This window comes from Terriglobia bacterium, from assembly GCA_020072645.1.
Taxonomy (GTDB): Bacteria; Acidobacteriota; Terriglobia; order Terriglobales; family Acidobacteriaceae; genus Angelobacter.
This window is the reverse complement of sequence record JAIQGK010000001.1, coordinates 283,458-301,380: the sequence shown is the minus strand read 5'-3', so window position 1 is coordinate 301,380 and position 17,923 is coordinate 283,458. Positions and strand designations below refer to the sequence as shown.

The 17,923-nt window shown below is 55.7% G+C and carries 14 protein-coding genes; 6 read left to right on the top strand and 8 right to left on the bottom strand.

What is annotated here, in order from left to right:
• Positions 1–79: 79 nt before the first annotated feature.
• The 4 genes from LAO76_01295 to polX all read right to left on the bottom strand — a co-directional run bounded on the left by LAO76_01295 (position 80) and on the right by polX (position 4,920).
• Positions 80–1,939, bottom strand: a complete 1,860-nt coding sequence (locus LAO76_01295) for a TIGR03435 family protein (GenBank protein MBZ5489550.1) — start codon at positions 1,937–1,939, stop codon at positions 80–82.
• Positions 1,936–2,322 (bottom strand): BlaI/MecI/CopY family transcriptional regulator, encoded by a 387-nt coding sequence (locus LAO76_01290; protein MBZ5489549.1) that lies wholly within the window; start codon positions 2,320–2,322, stop codon positions 1,936–1,938. Before LAO76_01290 ends, LAO76_01295 begins: the two co-directional genes overlap by 4 nt.
• Positions 2,323–2,454: 132 nt before the next feature.
• On the bottom strand, positions 2,455–3,087 hold the full coding sequence (locus LAO76_01285; GenBank protein MBZ5489548.1) for a hypothetical protein: 633 nt from the start codon (positions 3,085–3,087) through the stop codon (positions 2,455–2,457).
• A gap of 75 nt (positions 3,088–3,162) precedes the next feature.
• Positions 3,163–4,920 carry a DNA polymerase/3'-5' exonuclease PolX gene (gene polX, locus LAO76_01280; protein MBZ5489547.1) on the bottom strand — a complete coding sequence of 586 codons (1,758 nt, stop codon included), beginning with the start codon at positions 4,918–4,920 and terminating at the stop codon, positions 3,163–3,165.
• 776 nt (positions 4,921–5,696) lie between these two features.
• Here polX and LAO76_01275 point away from each other — a divergent pair.
• Complete coding sequence (locus LAO76_01275; GenBank protein ID MBZ5489546.1) at positions 5,697–6,050, top strand: hypothetical protein; 354 nt, start codon at positions 5,697–5,699, stop codon at positions 6,048–6,050.
• Between the two features lie 230 nt (positions 6,051–6,280).
• Positions 6,281–8,395 (top strand): M13 family metallopeptidase, encoded by a 2,115-nt coding sequence (locus LAO76_01270; GenBank protein MBZ5489545.1) that lies wholly within the window; start codon positions 6,281–6,283, stop codon positions 8,393–8,395.
• 149 nt (positions 8,396–8,544) lie between these two features.
• Here the strand turns inward: LAO76_01270 and LAO76_01265 are convergent, their stop codons facing one another.
• The 4 genes from LAO76_01265 to LAO76_01250 form a co-directional block, all read right to left on the bottom strand.
• A complete protein-coding gene (locus LAO76_01265) occupies positions 8,545–11,667 on the bottom strand; it encodes an efflux RND transporter permease subunit (protein ID MBZ5489544.1) in 3,123 nt (1,040 codons plus the stop codon).
• Position 11,668: 1 nt separating this feature from the next.
• Positions 11,669–12,784 (bottom strand): efflux RND transporter periplasmic adaptor subunit, encoded by a 1,116-nt coding sequence (locus tag LAO76_01260; protein ID MBZ5489543.1) that lies wholly within the window; start codon positions 12,782–12,784, stop codon positions 11,669–11,671.
• Positions 12,774–13,478: a TetR/AcrR family transcriptional regulator gene (locus LAO76_01255; protein ID MBZ5489542.1), complete on the bottom strand. Its 705-nt coding sequence runs from the start codon at positions 13,476–13,478 to the stop codon at positions 12,774–12,776. Before LAO76_01255 ends, LAO76_01260 begins: the two co-directional genes overlap by 11 nt.
• A 425-nt stretch (positions 13,479–13,903) precedes the next feature.
• The gene (locus LAO76_01250; GenBank protein MBZ5489541.1) at positions 13,904–15,571 is read right to left on the bottom strand and encodes a molybdopterin-dependent oxidoreductase; all 1,668 of its coding nucleotides are present in this window, start codon (positions 15,569–15,571) and stop codon (positions 13,904–13,906) included.
• Between the two features lie 163 nt (positions 15,572–15,734).
• Here LAO76_01250 and LAO76_01245 point away from each other — a divergent pair, with 163 nt between their 5' ends.
• The 4 genes from LAO76_01245 (at position 15,735) to LAO76_01230 (ending at position 17,920) form a co-directional block, all read left to right on the top strand.
• Positions 15,735–16,268, top strand: a complete 534-nt coding sequence (locus LAO76_01245; GenBank protein ID MBZ5489540.1) for a redoxin domain-containing protein — start codon at positions 15,735–15,737, stop codon at positions 16,266–16,268.
• Between the two features lie 31 nt (positions 16,269–16,299).
• The gene (locus tag LAO76_01240) at positions 16,300–16,665 is read left to right on the top strand and encodes a DUF488 family protein (GenBank protein ID MBZ5489539.1); all 366 of its coding nucleotides are present in this window, start codon (positions 16,300–16,302) and stop codon (positions 16,663–16,665) included.
• 51 nt (positions 16,666–16,716) lie between these two features.
• Positions 16,717–17,466 carry a succinate dehydrogenase iron-sulfur subunit gene (gene sdhB, locus LAO76_01235; GenBank protein ID MBZ5489538.1) on the top strand — a complete coding sequence of 250 codons (750 nt, stop codon included), beginning with the start codon at positions 16,717–16,719 and terminating at the stop codon, positions 17,464–17,466.
• Between the two features lie 151 nt (positions 17,467–17,617).
• On the top strand, positions 17,618–17,920 hold the full coding sequence (locus LAO76_01230; protein MBZ5489537.1) for a hypothetical protein: 303 nt from the start codon (positions 17,618–17,620) through the stop codon (positions 17,918–17,920).
• Positions 17,921–17,923 lie beyond the last annotated feature (3 nt).

Here is a 17,923-nt window from a genome sequence, read left to right as displayed (position 1 = left end):
CAGCGGAAGCCGGAAGCAGTCCCAAAAAGGGAAAACGGGGACTCGCCGGACGCTGGCGGCACGTCCCCGCTTTGTTTGGTTAGTTGGCCGCGGGCTTTTCGGCCCGGTCAATCACAAGCACCGGCAACGGGATTGTTTGTTGATCCAGTTTCAACCCCAGTTGCTCCTCGACAGCGGCGATAAGAGCGGCATTATGCTCACTCATTGAGTTTACGGGCATTGTGGTTGTCTTCGTCCCGGTTTGCTCATTACTCCTGGCCGCAGTTCCGCCTCCCGGAGAAAACTTCATTGTGAAGTCATAATCGCCTGTGAGCCCTGTTCGATCGACCACGGGCTGGCCCAGATGGGTGGCGAGGTTATTCGATACGAATGACATCGGCAGTGCCTGCACGATCACTCCTTCAGGTCCAAAAGTAAACTTATGCGGCCCCGCCGGGAGTCCATCCGGGCCCTTGATGCCGTTAGGATAGGTATCTCCCGGCTTCGCCTGCTGAACTTTGGGGCCGTTCTTCGCGATCACCAGCGCATAACCAGGCAGGAGCTTGCTTTCACGATGGAGCGCCACCTTGAACTGATCCGCCAGCAGATTTTGGAACATCAGGTCCCGTTCCATCTTCTGTTGCTCGGGGCCGAGTTTTTTCAACTCGGCAACAGTTGACTCGTCCAGTTTTGCCTCGACGTTAAATCTGGCAGTAGCAAGCCAATCTGGTCCGCCTGAAATCTGGCTAGCCTGGACTCCATACGCCAGCTTAAGAAGTTCCTGCAAGGTCTGGTTCTTGGCTGTGAGGCTGTCCGGCCTAAACACGATTCTGGTTTGGATAATTTCGTTTCCGGTTTCTCCAGGCGTGACGGAAACATGCTGGTACCCGGCGGTAAGCACTGCTGGATTGGCAGGCGCATTCTGCGCGGATGATTGCTGCGGCCTTGCCAATCCAAACACGATTGGCAGGGCGATGGCCGCCACGCCCAGCGTACTGAGCAGCAATTTCTTTCCAAAGTTCAGTTTGCGGACAATATTCTTGTTCATGATATTCGCTATCCTTCTCTTAAGATCAGATCCTGTTACTCCCGCGACGCACGCCAGGGGTGATCCCACACAGAACTCGCAAATTTTCAAAATGCTTTCGGCATAGACCTGCGGCTGGCTGCCCAGTTGCAGCACTTCTTCGTCGCAGGCCCGCTCGCGCTCATCCACCATCCGCGCGCCCAGCCACCACACCAGCGGATGAAACCAAAAAAGAGCTTCCACTACCATGTGGACCGCTGCCGCCAGATTGTCATTGCGGCGCACATGCCACACTTCATGCGCCAGAATTGCTTCAAGATGCGCATCTCCCAGCCGGTCTGAAATCCCATGAGGCCACAGCAGAACTGGTTTCACAATGCCGAGAATTCCCGGCTCCAGTGAAGCACGCGACAAAAAGATTTCAATCGTTCTTCGGATGCCTCCTGCTTGCTCCAGCCGACGCAAGGCTTCCACTTCGCGACCTTCGCGTAGCGGCGCAGTGTTTCTAATCCCCAAGGAAACCCGTCGCCAGCGCGCGAACCATACCACCAACACTGCGACGAATCCGCAGGACCATGCGGCCATAAGAATCGCTGGAAGGCCCACCAACAACGTCTGGGAAGTAGCCTGCGAATTTGCTTGCTGCGCGAAGGGTTGGCTTACCTGCTCGATCACAAAAGAGAGAGATCCCTGGGTCGCCGCGGACCCGCGTGACCACGCCATGCGGCTGCCAAGGCTGGTGAGAAGAGAGAACGGCACCAGGAATTTCAACGACGCCGCCAGCCACAGCCAGTATCGTGCGCGAGCATGGTTCTTACGCAGCGCGAGGGTCAGCAATCCGGCGACGGCGGCAAACAGTGTTGATTGCCACAAATGATTGCCAATACCAGGGGACAAGGCCGTCCACAGCGAGGACAAAGTTTGGAAGATCATTTTGATTTGTCCTTTCTTTCCAGTTGCCGCAAAAGGGTCTCCGCTTCCTTCACGTCGTCCAGCGTCAGCTTGCCGGATTCAATCAGGTGCGCCATCACCGGCTGCGTGCGCCCGCCAAAGAGCGCCAGCAAATCATCAATGAGCCGCCGCTGCGCCGCATTGCGGGAAACCGCGGCTTCAAAGATGTGGAAGTTGCCTACCTTCTTTACCCGCCGAACAGCTTTCTTCGCTTCCAGCCGGTATACCGTGGTCTGGATCGTCGTATAAGCAGGTCTTTTCTTTTCCGGAAAGCTTTCCTGTATCTCGCGGATGGAAGCCTCGCCGCGCGTCCACAACGCTTCCATGATCTGCAATTCGAGCTTTGTTAGTTTTGGCAAAGTCATATATTGATGGTTACTACTATGCTCGTCTGTTAATCTACTACATATGTTTGTTTTGTCAATGAAAAAATGCCCTTAGGCAAAAAAAGATATTTTTGCGAATGGGCCCTCAGGTCCGACGGGCTTTGTGGAACGTCAGGGAGCCGGCGTGGGCGTGTTGACCGCTACCAGGGTTGGCCGGTCATAAAGCTGGATTCGCACCGTTACCTGTTTGCGCTTGTCGAATGCCGCCTTGTCCACGGGAAAAGAAAAAATACCCACGCCGTTGAAGCTTGTTTTGGTGGGAATCTTCAGGTCTTCTTTCAGCCAATCGGCCTTCGCCTCAGCGAGCGGCGGGAATGCCTCAACGTAACGCGGCGCATCCACAGCCGGAGCCGCGTTGTCGCTATATTTTTTGCCGTCCGGCGTCTCCACCTCAGCCTGGATTTGCTTGATCCACAGCGGGCCTTCCACCTGATTGTCCAGCTTGATCTGGATCGCCACCATGGTATTGCTTTCCTGCGCCGCAGAAACCACTTTGGTAATGGCCAAAGCGGCGCTCGGCTTCGTCCGGTTTGAGAGTGCGACCACGGCCACCAGCACTCCCACAACGACCGCAGCTATGAGCAGCGGCACAATGGGAGGCAGGGTCCACTTGGCACTGTCTAATTCTTCAGTGATGGGGATGTGTCCGAGGTTCGACGCTTCGGCGGCCTTCGCTTTCACTGGTGCTTTCGCGTTTGGCGGATTGCTGGGTGGGGGCGGTGTGGGATTGACGTTGTCAGGCATAGAGTTGCTCCGGGAACAGCATACTCTTGTGAGATGCTGAAATCACGGCTGGCGCAAGATAGAGAAGCCGTCGAGTTAAGCAATCTCCGCCAGCACCGGCCTGCCGCGCCGCACGATCTTTGCGAACTCGGCCGTCGGCAGCGTGTTCAACACGTCCTGTTTCGTCAGCCATGCGCGGCGAAGCTGCAAGATGCCATAGCGAATCTTCTCCATGTGCGACGTGTGATGCGCGTCAGTATTAATGATAAATTTCACGCCCTTTGCCTTGGCCATCCGCAGATGCTGGTCCCGCAAATCAAGCCGGTCAGGATATGCGTTCTGCTCCATCGCCACGCCCGCCTTGGCGGCGGCGGTAAACACTTTGTCATAGTCAAAGCTGAAGCCTTCACGCCGAAGCAACATTCGACCGGTGGGATGTCCCATCAATGACGTGTTGGGGTTATCAATCACGCGCAGCAGGCGGTCGGTCATCTGTGCCGGCTCCTGGTTGAAGTGGGAATGCACGCTGGCGATCACAATATCCATCTGCTCGAGCACGGAGTCGGAAAGATCAAGTTCGCCATCGGCCAGTATGTCCACTTCAATGCCGGCAAAGATCGTGATTCCGTCAATCGCTTTTGATGCCGCGCGTATCTTCTTGATGTGCGCTTCGGCGCGTTTGTCATCTAAGCCGTTGGCGAATGCCAGGTTCTTGGAGTGGTCAGTGATGGCCATGTATTTATAGCCGCGCTCCCGCGCCGCCAGCGCCATCTCCTCAATCGTGCATTTGCCATCTGTCTCGACGGTATGCATGTGCACGTCGCCCTGGATATCAGCCTGCGTGATCAACTCGGGCAGCGTGTCCTCCGCCGCGGCCTGTATTTCGCCGCAATCCTCGCGCAGCTCCGGCGGAATAAACTTCAGGCCAAGCTTTTTGTAAATTTCTTCTTCAGTCTTGCCCGCGACGCGCTTGTTGTCTTCCACGCGCACAAGCCCGTATTCATTGAGCGTGTAGCCTTGCTTGATTGCGCGCTGGCGCAGTTGAACGTTATGGTTCTTGGAGCCGGTAAAGTATTGCATTGCGGCGCCAAAAGAGTCCGGCGGAAGCAGGCGCACATCCACCTGCATGCCGCTGCGCAGCTTAAAGCTCACTTTGTTATCGCCCTTGGCCAGCACATCAAGAATCCCCGGGAAGCTCACGATCCGATCAATGACCGCGTTGCGCTGTGAATCCGTATCGCAGCACTTCCCTGTTACCAGCAGATCAAGATCGCCTACAGTTTCACGACCGCGACGCAGCGATCCCGCCGGTGTAACTTTCTCCACGCCCGGCAGCCCAGCAAGAAATTCCGTCATCTTGGTAGCGACTTCGTCGGCCGTATTCAGCAGAAAGCGTCCTGTGAGTTGCCGGTAATTCTCAATCGACTTCAATATTTTCTGTTCGGATTTTTCGCTCAGGCGCGGCAGCGTGCGCAGCTTGCCTTCGCTGGCGAGCTTGGCCACGCCTTCAACGTCGCAAATCTGGAAGGCGTCCCAGATCAGCGCGATGGTCTTCGGACCCAGCCCGGAAATCTTGAGCAGCTCCAGCATCGACGGGCGGAACTTCTGCAACATCTCTTCATGCATGCTCAGCTTGCCGGTCGTGTTCAGCTGGCGGATGTTCGCCGCCATGCTTTTTCCGATTCCAGGAATCTCCAGCAGTTCTTTATCCGCCATCGTCGAAACCTGTTGCGGCCAGCCTTCCAGCGCCTCTGCCGCGCGTTCATACGAGCGAATGCGAAAGCCGTCTTCATTGGCGACCTTCATCAGATCGGCGGTTTCATAAAAAATGTTCGCGATGGCTTTGTTGTCCATTTTTCTGAATCTCGAGCGGAGCGAGAGAACCTATTGTAACGATTATATTGAGGGTCCAGTCAGAATGAGGCTAGTGTGGTGTCTCACAAATACTTTACAAAGAGTTGGCCCGATACTTGCTTGCCCAAAAGATTATTCCGCGCAGCTGAGGGGGGCTGCGGTCCACAATGATTTGTTTATTGCATGCATTGTCGAGTTATTTCAGAGATGCCACACTAGCGCTGTTGTGGTGAGAACTTCCTGTAGATCTGACATATGCGTTAACTCGACATTTTGCCTGAAGAACACGATTGCTGCTGCTGAAAAGGCTGCTTCTACATCGGGATCGTCTGGCCAGCTGGGCATCAGCGCGCGCAAGGCCGTCCCTGCATTCAGATTGTCCTTAATCTTAAAGAGCAAGATCGTGCTATGACGCTGTTCTTGTGAGCCGCTCCACTTCGGCTCTGGGGCAGTATCAGCGGGGCTCCGCTGATAAATTGTTACGCACAAATAATTTAACGGTTGACAGCAAACAAAAAGTGAAGTATCATCGCCTGATCTCTAGCCGATGCCGGACTCATCTATGGCGTGGCCGATGGGATGACAGTGGGATGTAGGGCGCTAACTCTTTTGGAATCCTAATTGAGGGGTACCGGGGTGGGGCAGGGGAATAGGCTCTGGGATGGCCCATATAAGTCCTTTGGAAGCCTAGTTGGCGGATACGGGCCGGGCCATGCGGAATTGGGGGGTCGCCGTGATCCCCGTGATCGGAAAGCTATCAGTGGAAGGCATAGACGATGGAAGACACGAGTGCTGGCGGTCAAGGTCAAGGCGAAGCTCTGCAGGGCCAGGTTGTTGAAGCCCGGTACGGCTACTATCGGCGTTGCCAGCGGTTCCGCAAGAATGGGCAGCAGTGCAAAGCCCCGGCGATGAAAGACGCCGACGTCTGCTACAAGCACCAGGAACGGGCGGACATGGAGCGGCGGTGGCGGGCGCAATATACGCTGCCTCCGCTGGTGGACCTGGCGACGGTACGGCGAGCCATTAGCGATGTGACGCAGGCTCTGGTGCAAGACCGGATCGACGAGGATTATGCAGGTGGGTTGTTGCAGAAGCTGGAGAAAGCTTCAATGGTGTTGAGGGGGAGATAGGATTAGCGCGTGCTACCCTCTTTTGGATCGCCGACATCGCGCGTAATCGCCGAGATCGGAAAAGCAAACCTACCACAGGAGGCACAGAGACATGGAGAACAGCTCAGGATCGGAAGAGCAAAACACCATGGATCAAACAGAGATGAAGCAGACCATAGGGATCGCCGTGCTACCTTCTCTTTTTGCCATACGTCTTACATTAAGAGATACTTCGGAGCCTTATTTATCTTATGAAATCGAGAACTAAAATCCTCTCCGCTGCGCGCGCTGCGGTGTGCATCCTCGTCGTTCTCTCGCTCGGCTTTGTTTTTGCGTGGGCGTATGCTCCCGCAAGCGCCGATGTTCCCGCAAAACCAGTCCACGGCATTGCGGTAGCGAACATCGACCGCTCAGTGCAGCCGGGCGATGATTTTTACCATTACGCCAACGGTGAGTGGATCAAGAGAACGGTAATCCCGCCGGACCGCCCCGGCGTGGGCGTGTTTACAGCGCTGGCGGACCTGACGAACAAGCGCACGGCCGCGATTATTGAAGAGGCCGCAAAGCAGAAAGCCGCGGCGGGCTCGGATAGTCGCAAGATCGCTGGTCGCCAGATTGCGGATCTCTACAACGCGTACATGGATGAAGCGGGCATTGAAGCCAAGGGGCTGACGCCGCTGAAGCCGCATCTGGAGGCGATTGCGGCCATTAAAGACAAGCACGAGCTGGCGCATGCGCTGGGAGAGACGCTACGCGCTGACGTGGACGCGCTGAACAACACCAACTTTCATACGTCGAACCTGTTTGGGCTTTGGGTGGCTCCCGGATTCAATGACTCAGAGCACTATGCCGCTTATCTGCTTCAGGGCGGACTCGTGCTGCCGGACCGCGAGTATTACCTTTCTGACGCGGCAAGCATGCGCGATGCCCGCACAAAATATCTGGCCCACATGGCGGCCATGCTGAAGCTTACCGGCTTTGACGACACGGACGCGCGCGCCAAGCGGATCTTTGACCTGGAACATGCCATTGCGGAAAAACACCTCAGCCTGGCGGAGAATGACGACATCCACAAAGCAAACAACACGTGGAAGCAAGCGGACTTTGCAGCGAAGGCACCAGGACTAGAGTGGGAAGAGTATTTCCGCGGAGCAGGGCTGAGCAAGCAGGCGGAGTTTACCGTGTGGCAGCCTACGGCGTTTACGGGAGAATCGGCGCTGGTGGCTTCCGTTCCGCTGGAAACGTGGAAGGACTGGCTGGCGTATCACCTGATAGAAGATTATGCCGCCGTATTGCCCAAGGCCCTGGCCGATGAGAGCTTCGCATTCTTTGGCAAGACGCTGTTCGGCACGCCGCAACAGAGGCCGCGCTGGCAACGCGGCGTGGCCGTGGTGGACCGCTGGCTGGGTGATGCGGTGGGAAAAATTTATGCAGAACGTTTTTTCCCGCCGGAAGCCAAGGCAAAAGCGCAAGAGATGGTCGCAAATATTACTGCGGCTTTCCGCAAGCGGGTTGAAGCGCTGCCCTGGATGGCCCCGGCCACCAAAGCTGAAGCACTGGAGAAGCTCAAAAGTCTTTATGTGGGCATTGGATATCCGGAGCACTGGCATGACTACTCCGGTTTTGAAGTAAAGGCCGATGACATGTTTGGCAATCTCTGGCGCGGCGGCTTGTTTGAATATCACCGTGAAGTTGGGCGGCTGGGCGCGCAGGTGGACCGCAAAGAGTGGTCCATGTCACCACAGACGGTGAATGCCGTGAATCTGCCGTTGCAGAATGGGCTCAACTTTCCGGCGGCGATTCTGCAACCGCCGTTTTTTGATCCCAAGGCCCCGGACGCGGTGAACTATGGCGCAATTGGCACGGTGATTGGCCACGAGATCAGCCATACGTTTGATAGTGAAGGCTCCGCGTTTGACTCAAAGGGCCGCGTGCGCAACTGGTGGACGGAATCTGATCTTGAACACTTCAACGCTGCGACGGCGAAGCTGGCCGCGCAGTATGACACGTACAAGCCGTTCCCAGACCTTTCAATCAACGGCAAGCAGACGCTGGCGGAAAATATTGCCGACGTTGCGGGCATCGCGGCTTCTTATGACGGCTATCGCGCAGCGCATGGCGGCAAGCCAGGACCAGAGCAACAGGGCTTCACGGGCGACCAGCAATTCTTTATCGCATTTGCGCAGGATTACGGATCGAAAGTGCGTGATGCCGCGTTGCGCGCGCAAGTGATGGGCGACTCGCATTCTCCGGGTCAATACCGCGCTGCCACCGTGCGCAACATTGACGCCTGGTATGACGCATTCAAGGTAAAGCCCGGACAGAAACTTTATCTTGCGCCGCACGATAGGGTGAGGATCTGGTGATTGGCCGTGGCCGGGAAATGGGAAACGCAGCGGAGGGCGGCGTTGCTACATAAACGTCGCAAGTCGGACCGATAGTTGGGAAGAGCGGAGAGGTTTCTTGCTATAGGGATCTCTCCCCTCCGGCAAGTTCAGGGTCGAGACTTGGGAAATTATCCGCCCACCGCTTCCAGTTCGCGTTCTTGCACGCGCTTGGTTGTCTTCTTGCCGCCGAAAAGTTTTTTCAGGCCCGGGCCAAGCTTGTCGAGATAGACGTAGTAGATCGGCGTGATGTAGAGCGTGAGCGTTTGCGAGAAGATCAATCCGCCGACCACGGCCAGGCCCAGCGGACGGCGTGATTCGGCGCCGGCGCCAAAGCCCATTGCGATTGGCAAGGTGCCCATCAGCGCGGCCATGGTGGTCATCATGATCGGACGGAAGCGGACGAGCGCGCCCTGGTAGATGGCTTCCATGGCGCTCTTGCCTTCTTCACGCTGCGCGTCGAGCGCGAAGTCGATCATCATGATGGCGTTTTTCTTTACCAGGCCAACGAGCATGATCACGCCGACGAACGCGTAAATGCTTAGCTCGGTGTGAAAAAGTTTGAGCGTGAGCAGAGCGCCCACGCCTGCGGAAGGCAAGCCGGAAAGAATGGTGATGGGATGGATGAAGCTTTCGTACAGAATTCCCAGCACGATGTAGATGACCAGGATGGCCATCATGAGCAGCACGCCCAAACCGGCGAACGACGATTGAAATGCCTGCGCTGTGCCCTGCAGGCTGGTGGTGATGGTGGACGGGAGAATCTGCGCGGCCGCGCTGTTCACGGCGGTAATGGCGTCACCCAGCGCAACGCCCGGCTTCAGGTTAAAGCTTACGGTGACGGCAGGAAGCTGTCCCAGGTGATTCACCGTGAGCGGCCCCACTTCTTTTTTGAAGCTGGCCAGCGCGCTCATGGGCACAAGCTGTCCGGTCTTGGAATGGACATAAAGCATGCCGAGCGCGGATGGATCGAGCGCGTATTGCGGCTCCAGTTCCATGATGACTTTGTACTGGTTGTTGGGCGCGTAGATTGTTGAAATCTGGCGCGCGCCGTAAGCGCTGTAAAGAGCGTCTTCCAGCGTGCGTGGATCAACGTTGAGCGCCGCGGCTTTGTCGCGATTGATGCTTACCGTAACTTGCGGGTTCTTGATCTGCAGGTCGCTGGTCACGTCCTGCAATTGTGCAATGCCGCGCAGCTTTTGCTCCAGCAGCGGCGCATATTGATAAAGCTCGTTGGTGTCCGGGCTTTGCAGCGTGAACTGGTACTGGCTTTTGGTAAGCGCGCCGCCAATTCGGATGGGAGGGAGATTTTGCAGATAGACATTAATGCCCGGTATCTGCGCCAGCTTGGGCCGCAGCTCTTCAATGATCTTATCGACATGAGGCCGCGTCTTGCGATCGGTGAGCCGGGCAAAGATGCGTCCGGAGTTAAGCGCGGCATTTACGCCGCCTCCGCCCACGGTGGACATGTAATTCGCAACGTAAGGACTCTGGCCGACGATCTTTGCCGCCTCCTGCTGGTGGCGCATCATGTCTTCAAACGAGATGCCCTGAATGCCTTCAGTAAAAGCAAAGAGCTGGCCCTGATCTTCACTGGGCAGAAAGCCCTTGGGGATATCCATGTACAGAAACGCCGTGGCCACAAGAATCACCAGCGACAGGGCCATGGTAATGCGCGGATGCGCCATGACTTTTTTCAGGCTCCATTCATAGCCGTGGAGCATGGCGTCAAAAACAGCTTCGCTCTTCTGGTAGAGGTAGCCGTGCCGATCGTTATGAGTGTTGCGCAGAAAACGGCTGCACAACATGGGAGTGAGAGTCAAAGAAACGAAACCGGAAACAAGAATCGCCACGCCGATGGTGACGGCAAATTCATGCAGCAGCCGTCCGATGATTCCGCCCATGAACAGCACAGGAATAAAGACGGCGGCGAGCGAGATGGTCATGGAAATAATGGTGAAGCCAATCTCGCGCGCACCTTCCACGGCTGCCTGGTACGGAGGCTTGCCCATCTCCATGTGGCGAACAATGTTTTCCAGCATCACAATCGCGTCATCCACCACAAAGCCGACGGTGAGCGTGAGCGCCATCAGTGAAAGATTGTCCAGGCTGTAGCCCAGCAGGTACATCGCGGAGAACGTGCCCACAATCGACATGGGCAGCGCCAGGCTGGGAATGATCGTCGCGGAAATGTTGCGCAGGAAAAGAAAGATCACCATCACTACCAGGGCGATGGTCAGCAGCAGCGTGAACTTTACGTCGTTAACGGAATTGCGGATGGAAACCGAGCGGTCATACAAAATGTTCAGCTTGATTCCAGCAGGCATCTGCTGTTGCATCTGCGGCAGCAACCGCTTGATGCTGTCAACAACTTCAACTGTGTTGGTTCCGGGTTGCCGCTGGATTGCCAGCACAATGGCACGGTCGCCGCTGAACCAGCTTGCTGTCTTGTCGTTTTCCACGCTGTCAAACACATGCCCGACTTCGTCAAGACGCACGGGCGAACCGTTGCGATATGCCACAATTAGCGGCTTATATGACTTGGCCTCAAGCAGCTGTCCGGTGGCCTGCACCGTGTATGAAGTGGAATGGCCAAACAAAGTTCCCGTGGGCAGGTTGACGTTGGCGTTGGTGATGGCGCTGGCAACTTCATCAATGCCGATCTGCCGCGCCGCCAATGCGCGCGGATCAAGCTGCGCCCGCACCGCATATTTCTGCGTGCCAAACACCTGTACTTGCGCTACGCCGCTTACCATGGAAAGGCGCTGCGCTACGGTTGTTTCCGCAGACTCGTCCACGTCAGAAAGGCGCATGTTGGGCGAGGCCAGCGCAAGATAGAGCACCGGCTGGTCGGCAGGATTTACTTTTTGGTATGACGGAGGCGAGGGCAGTTCCGGCGGAAGCTGTGAGGCCGTTTTGGCGATCATGGCCTGCACGTCCTGCGCGGCAGCATCAATGTTGCGGTCAAGCGTAAACTGCAGCGTGATGCTGGTGCCTCCCAGCGCGCTTGATGACGTCATCGAATCAAGGCCGGCGATGGTGGAAAATTGTTTTTCCAGCGGCAGCGCCACGGCAGCAGCCATCGTTTCAGGGCTGGCTCCGGGTAGCGTGGCACTTACCTGGATGGTGGGGAAGTCAACATTGGGCAGATCGCTGACCGGCAACAGCCGATAAGCGAACACGCCAAAGATCAGGATCGCCGCCATGATCAGCGTGGTAGTAATGGGCCGCCGGATAAATAACTGTGTATTCATATTACGATCCGCTCTTAATGTCGACTTTGGCGCCGGGCGTCAGGCGCAATTGGCCATCGGTCACAACGCGCTGCCCCGGCTGCAAGCCGGAAGCAATTACGGTGTCCTCGCCAACATTCCAGCCCACTTTTACCGCTTGTTGCTTCGCCGTCAGGTCTTGATCCACCACATATACGTATGTGCCGTTCTGGCTGGTTTGCAGCGCTGCAGTCGGGACCACAATAGCGTTCGGCTGTGATTTCAGTGTCAGCGTTACGTCGGCAAATTGTCCCGGCCAGAGCACGTGCGCTACGTTATCAAACGTAGCTTTTAGCTTGATCGTGCCGGTCGTCAGGTCCACTGAGCTATCGATAAACGTAAGCCTGCCTTGGAAGTGCTGCGAGCTGCCTTGCGGCGCTGCGTCAACTTTCAGGCTTTTAGCATTGGAATATTGCTTCAACTCCGCCAGTTGCTGTTCCGGAATGGAGAAGCTCACATAGATCGGTTCAATCTGGTTGATGGTCACCAGTATCGGCACGTCATTGGCTTTGACCAGATTGCCTTCCTTCACGCCCACGCTTCCCGTGCGTCCGTTGATGGGTGAATAGATCGACGTATATTCCAAATTGATTTTTGCTGTCTCAACAGCCGCTTTGTCGGCGGCGACCGTGGCAGCCATGGCGTTCGCGGCAGCTCCTGCGGCGTCCACTTGCTGCTTCGAAACGATGCCCTGCTTGCCCAGACCCTGGTAGCGCTCCGCGTCAAGCTTGGAATTAAGCGCCTGCGCTTCATCCTTGGCCAGAGTGCCTTCAGCCTGGCGCAGTGCAGCTTCAAACGGCTGGCGATCAATGGTGAAAAGCAGCTGGCCTTTCTTGACGAAGTCGCCTTCCTTGAAATGCACGCGCATCAGCTGCCCGGAAATCTGGGCCTTAATGGTCACGGCGGAGATGGCCTCAACGTTGCCGATGGCCTGCAACTCAACCGGCATGGTGCGCGATGCGACCATGGCCACGCGCACCGGAGCGCCTGCCGCCTGTTGCGGCTTGGCTGCCTGCACCGCATCTTTGTTGGAGCAGCCAGCGGCCAGCAGCAGAAGCGCCGCCAGTAATGTTTGAAGAATGTAGTCTCTAGTTTTCATTGTTGGATCTTTTTCCTGCGCGAGCCTGATTTCCGTTATGGCCGTTTGAACGTGCATGAGCTACGCCATTTGAATTCACGTGCGCAGCGCCACTCTGCATTCCGTTCAGCCAGATTCCCGCCAGCGTGGCCGCCACCGTTTCAGGATCAAACTTCTGGAACTTTCTGGCCCCAAAAAGCTCCTGCACCAGAAAGTGATAGACCACCATGCCAAGGAACCCGCGGGCTGATAGCAGGGGATCGACATTGCGAAACGCGCCTTCACGCACACGCCGCCGGATATAAGCCGCCAGCTCTTCGTAATAGACGGCGATAAAGGTGCGGAAGAACCTTTGCGATAGCGTGTGGCTTTCCAGCGCGGTAAACCAGAGCAGGCGGGTTAGCTCCGTGTCGCGTGCGTTGCGCACCAGCATTTCGCGCGCAATGGCGGTAAAAATCTCCAGGTCGGTGCCGCCGGCCTCAAGAATGTTGCTGACGTTGCGGCGGCGTCCGCGGGCGCTGCACAGCTCCTCAATCAGCGTCCAGTAAAGTTTTTCCTTGCTGGGAAAATGGCGAAACAGCAGCGCTTCATTAATACCGGCGCGCTCGGCGATCTCCCGCGTTGTGGTGCCGCGATAACCCCTGCGCGCAAAAATGCCGGAGGCAGTGCGCAATATCTGGCGTCGGCGGTCGAGAGATGAAAGGCGTACAGGCATGAAAGAGATTTATGAAGTAAGTGAATACTTACTTTATCAGTTAGACGGGCAGCTCTCAAGATGGGTATGGCGCAAGGTGGTAAAGAAATGTTAAGCGTCCGATTCTTGCCTGGTGACTATCTAAGGACTACGCTTCTGGCGCGTTGCTCGCACTGTGCGGCGTTCTGCGCTCATCCCAAGCGCAGTAGATATTCAACTTGGCAAATTTTATGGTGGCCAGGGACGGAATCGGTCAGCATTACACACGCCTTCGGATTCCACCAGGGGCATTCTGCTGAATCCAAAAACCAACTCAAATACTTCTGACGAAAGCTGTTACGGAACGTAATGTTCAACGTTGACCAGGGCAGATCCTCCCACGGCCAGGCCCGCAATAACATCCGTATCGCCCGTCATCCAGGAATGCTCCGTCACAGAATGCTCTGTCAGATGTTAGGCAGAAGATCAAAATATTCGTCATCCTCATTTTTCCCGCCTTCTCCCTGGCCGAGATGCTTCTCCGACTGGATGAACTCAATACGCTCGATCCATTTAACCATCTTGTAGCCCAGTTGATTCTCAACCCGTAGTCTCAGCGGAGCGCCGTACACCGCTGGAAGCTGTTGCCCGTTCATGCGAGAGGCAAGCAGGCATTCGGCTTTCAGCAAATTCTCCATGCTCTGCGTATCGTAATAGGCACCGCCATAGAGGGCTTCGCCAAAGGAGAAGAAGGCCACAACCTTGGCTTCGGCTTTGGGGCGCACAAGCGCAATGAGTGCCTTCATCGGAATACCGCCCCATTTCGCAATGCCGCTCCAGCCCTGAATACAATGGTGCATCGTAATGTGCTCGAGTTGTCCAAGCTTTTCGATGTCGGCGAGCGACAGCTCTACCGGATTTTCGACCAGGCCTCCCACTCTTAATCTGAAATCCTGGAAGCCGCCCTCCACCAGGCGCTTCCAGTCCTCTCGCACCGGGATTTTGCCGTTGGGCCAGAAATATGGCGAGATATCCCGTTCGGAATAGTTCTGGCGGGGGACCAACCGATTCAGGGTGAGGAGTTGCATGGGATACGTCACTGACTTGAGGGCGTGCTGCAGCTTCCGCGGTTGGTTCCAGGAAATGTAGTGGGCAACGATCCAGGAAAGCACGACGACGCTGATACCCACGAATCCCAGCACAACACCTGAGTTGCCCTGATCATCTGTTCCCCTCACGATGTGGTTCATATTCCGCACAAACCCGGTCATTACCACCAAGGTCACGTGCACCACAATGAAAGCAACAAAGCCAACCATGTTGAGGAAGTGGATGGATCTGGCTGATTGGCGGCCACCAAAGATCCGAGCGTACCAGGGGAAACGGTTCACCACGGCCGGCGACATCGCTACACCAGTGAGGAGGGCCAGAGGACCGGAGATAAAGACGAACGTGAAATAAGCAATCTGCTGCAGTGCGTTGTATCCATAAAAGCCGTTTGGCTCAGGAGGCAGATGCAAGGTTGCGTAATGCACGAAGGTATTCCACGCCTGCGCAACGACCAGCGGTGAGGTGGGAACAATGCGCCGCCACTGCTCAGTGACAAAGAGCATGAACACGAACACGATACCGGTAATCAGAAATCCGTGAACGTTGATGAAGTGCCAGACCCGAGCGATGCCGATCGTATGACGGTACCCCGGTGTGCCGGCGAGTGGTGAAATATAACGGGCATCGTCCTTTGCCGTCCAAATGCGGTCACGAGGGACACTAAGGGGCGTAAACCGGATCCATTCGCTGCCTGGCGTGCAGTGATCATTGAAGTATAAGCGCGGGTGATCCATCAGAATGGAAAGACCGCTACGGATCAGGAGCATAACGAAGAGGAAATTGAAAAAATGGCAATAACGGACCCAGAGTGGAAAGCCGTGCGGTCCTGCGAAGTTGCTGGGATATACCTGAGGCACAGGTGGAATATGAGGCAGGCCCGCCAGAGCAACCTCAATCCAGGCTGCGAGAACCGCAGAAACAGCGGCTACGGCGATTCCGATCAGGATGGAAGGACGAATCCAGACGCGAAAACGGCGGTCGTTAGGGTAGTGCACTGCCCGATGTGCGGGATCGAAGGAAATCATCGTCTTAATCCCGGATCTTCATGGATTTTCAGAGCTTCTTGCCGGTTTTCAGGTATCTGTGTCAATGCCATCAGTCACCCACCATATGCGATTCAAAAAAGGTGTAACATATATCGTAAGACGATATTAGCATCGTAAACGATAAGTAATGTGAAGAGAGCACATGTTGCAAGCGGAAATCGCCGGAAGACTGATTCCTCCTTCCGAGGGGCATCCTGAAATAGGCAATGTCCTTCCGGACTTCGAGCTGCCTTCATCTCGAGGTGAGCCGGTGCTTGCGTCTGCATATCGTGGGCGCTCCAATCTGGTGCTGATCCTTGCCGCCGACTCTAATCTCCTGAATGATTTATTTTCGCAGCTTGACAGCAAGCAACAAGAACTGGCGGAAAACAACGCGCGCGTTCTGGTGATGGCAGCGGGAAGCATGCAGCACGCCTGCGAAATGAAACAAGAGCTGCGCTTGAATCATGACCTCCTAGTGGACTTGAACGGCCGTGTCCACCGTACTTTGGGCGCCATCGATACCGCCGGCCAACCTGTGCCGATGGTTTTTGTCACAGATCGTTTTGGCGAGATATTTGCGATCCTCAAAATCGATGCACACAAGAGCATTCCGTCAGCTGAGGAAGTGCTCGGCTGGCTCGAGTTCATTAACTACCAATGTCCTGAATGTGGCGCTCGAGAATGGCCCGACTGATTTCTTTGTCTGGAACGGGGAAAAGAGAACAATGATCCAGCTGAAACGCGCATACGATCGATCCGCGGCAAAGGATGGCAAACGGTTTCTGGTAGAGCGTTTATGGCCACGCGGAGTCAGGAAAAGTGAGCTGCCGCTAAGCGGTTGGCTGAAAGACGTTGCACCAAGCACAGAATTGAGAAAGTGGTTTGGCCACGACCCTGCCAAATGGAGCGAATTCCGGCGTCGCTATCGCGCCGAGTTAGCGGCCAAGCCTAAGGTTTGGAAACCTCTAGTGGAAGAGGCCCGCAACAACAAAATAACACTTGTCTACAGCTCGCACGACCCAGAACACAACAATGCGGTTGCATTGAAAGAATTTCTGGAGTCGCGAGCAAGTAAAGAGAAAGCCGCATAGTTTGGCCGGAGGCATGGTTCTCCGGTAAAACGCTACGACTCGAGAGTTTTCATGTCTCGTTCAACAGTACGATTCATCATCAAGCGCCAGGCAAGTCCGCACTCGACCCCTTATCTCGAAGAGTTTGATCTCCCGTTGCGGAAAGGAATGAATGTGATCATCGGCCTGATGGACATCGCGGCCAACCCAGTGGACCGATTCGGAAAGCCGACGACACCTGTCACCTATGAGTCCAACTGCCTGGAGGAAGTCTGCGGATCCTGCGCCATGCTGATCAATGGTAAAGCTGCAATGGCCTGCTCATCATTAGTTAGCAAGCTGGAACAGCCCGTCCGTCTGGAGCCCTTGTCCCGCTTTCCTGTGGTTCGTGACCTTGCAGTCGACCGAAGCGTGTTGTTTGAGAATCTGAAAAAGGTGAAGGCATGGGTGCCGATCGATGGTACATACAATCTTGGCTCCGGTCCGCGGATTTCACCCAGCAAGCAGGAGGAGATGTATCCGCTTTCGCGGTGTATTTCCTGCTGCCTGTGCCTGGAAGTCTGCCCCCAGGTGACTCCGGCAACCGGTTTCGCAGGAGCAGCGGTGATCAACCAGGTTCGGCTCTTCAACGATCATCCTACGGGCAAGGCAATTAAAAGCGAACGGCTTCACGCCATGATGGGTGATGGCGGCATTCACGAATGCAGTTTCGCCCAGAACTGCGTGAAGATCTGCCCCAAGGGCATTCCGCTGACCACTTCGATCTCCAAGGTCTATGGACAGGTAATCAAGCAAGCGCTGACCGATTTCTTCCGTAAGTAACGGGTAGCGCGTCAACAAGAATTAAGGAGGAGAAAAAATGGCTGAAAGCTTGAAAACTGAAACCGTCTCAGGCGGTGCAAGTGAATTAACACGGCTGCCTCAACTCGCGGCATCTATTCTGGAATTTGATTTTGCGGCGGAAATTGCTCAGTTGCGGCAGGAGGACTCGTGGAAGCGCGGCACGGGCCGGAGTTCGAAAACGCTGGCGAAATATCCGGACCTCCGCATCGTTTTGACTTTGCTGCAAGCCGGTGCGCACGTGAAGGAACATAAGACCGGAGGACGCATCTCCATCCAAGGCGTGATGGGAAGGATGCGGCTGCACGTGCCGGAACACACGGTTGAACTGACCCCGGGGAAGCTCCTGGTGCTTGATACCGAAGTGCCACATGACGTGGAAGCCGTTGAGGAAAGCGCTTTTCTGCTGACTGTCTGCGCAGCTGCGCACAAGTAAATG

Excerpts from the sequence above, each read along its gene's own strand:
- LAO76_01295 (MBZ5489550.1), bottom strand. The coding sequence starts at position 1,939 with ATGATCTTCCAAACTTTGTCCTCGCTGTGGACGGCCTTGTCCCCTGGT.
- LAO76_01290 (MBZ5489549.1), bottom strand. The coding sequence starts at position 2,322 with ATGACTTTGCCAAAACTAACAAAGCTCGAATTGCAGATCATGGAAGCG.
- LAO76_01285 (MBZ5489548.1), bottom strand. The coding sequence starts at position 3,087 with ATGCCTGACAACGTCAATCCCACACCGCCCCCACCCAGCAATCCGCCA.
- polX (MBZ5489547.1), bottom strand. The coding sequence starts at position 4,920 with ATGGACAACAAAGCCATCGCGAACATTTTTTATGAAACCGCCGATCTG.
- LAO76_01275 (MBZ5489546.1), top strand. The coding sequence starts at position 5,697 with ATGGAAGACACGAGTGCTGGCGGTCAAGGTCAAGGCGAAGCTCTGCAG.
- LAO76_01270 (MBZ5489545.1), top strand. The coding sequence starts at position 6,281 with ATGAAATCGAGAACTAAAATCCTCTCCGCTGCGCGCGCTGCGGTGTGC.
- LAO76_01265 (MBZ5489544.1), bottom strand. The coding sequence starts at position 11,667 with ATGAATACACAGTTATTTATCCGGCGGCCCATTACTACCACGCTGATC.
- LAO76_01260 (MBZ5489543.1), bottom strand. The coding sequence starts at position 12,784 with ATGAAAACTAGAGACTACATTCTTCAAACATTACTGGCGGCGCTTCTG.
- LAO76_01255 (MBZ5489542.1), bottom strand. The coding sequence starts at position 13,478 with ATGCCTGTACGCCTTTCATCTCTCGACCGCCGACGCCAGATATTGCGC.
- LAO76_01250 (MBZ5489541.1), bottom strand. The coding sequence starts at position 15,571 with ATGATTTCCTTCGATCCCGCACATCGGGCAGTGCACTACCCTAACGAC.
- LAO76_01245 (MBZ5489540.1), top strand. The coding sequence starts at position 15,735 with ATGTTGCAAGCGGAAATCGCCGGAAGACTGATTCCTCCTTCCGAGGGG.
- LAO76_01240 (MBZ5489539.1), top strand. The coding sequence starts at position 16,300 with ATGATCCAGCTGAAACGCGCATACGATCGATCCGCGGCAAAGGATGGC.
- sdhB (MBZ5489538.1), top strand. The coding sequence starts at position 16,717 with ATGTCTCGTTCAACAGTACGATTCATCATCAAGCGCCAGGCAAGTCCG.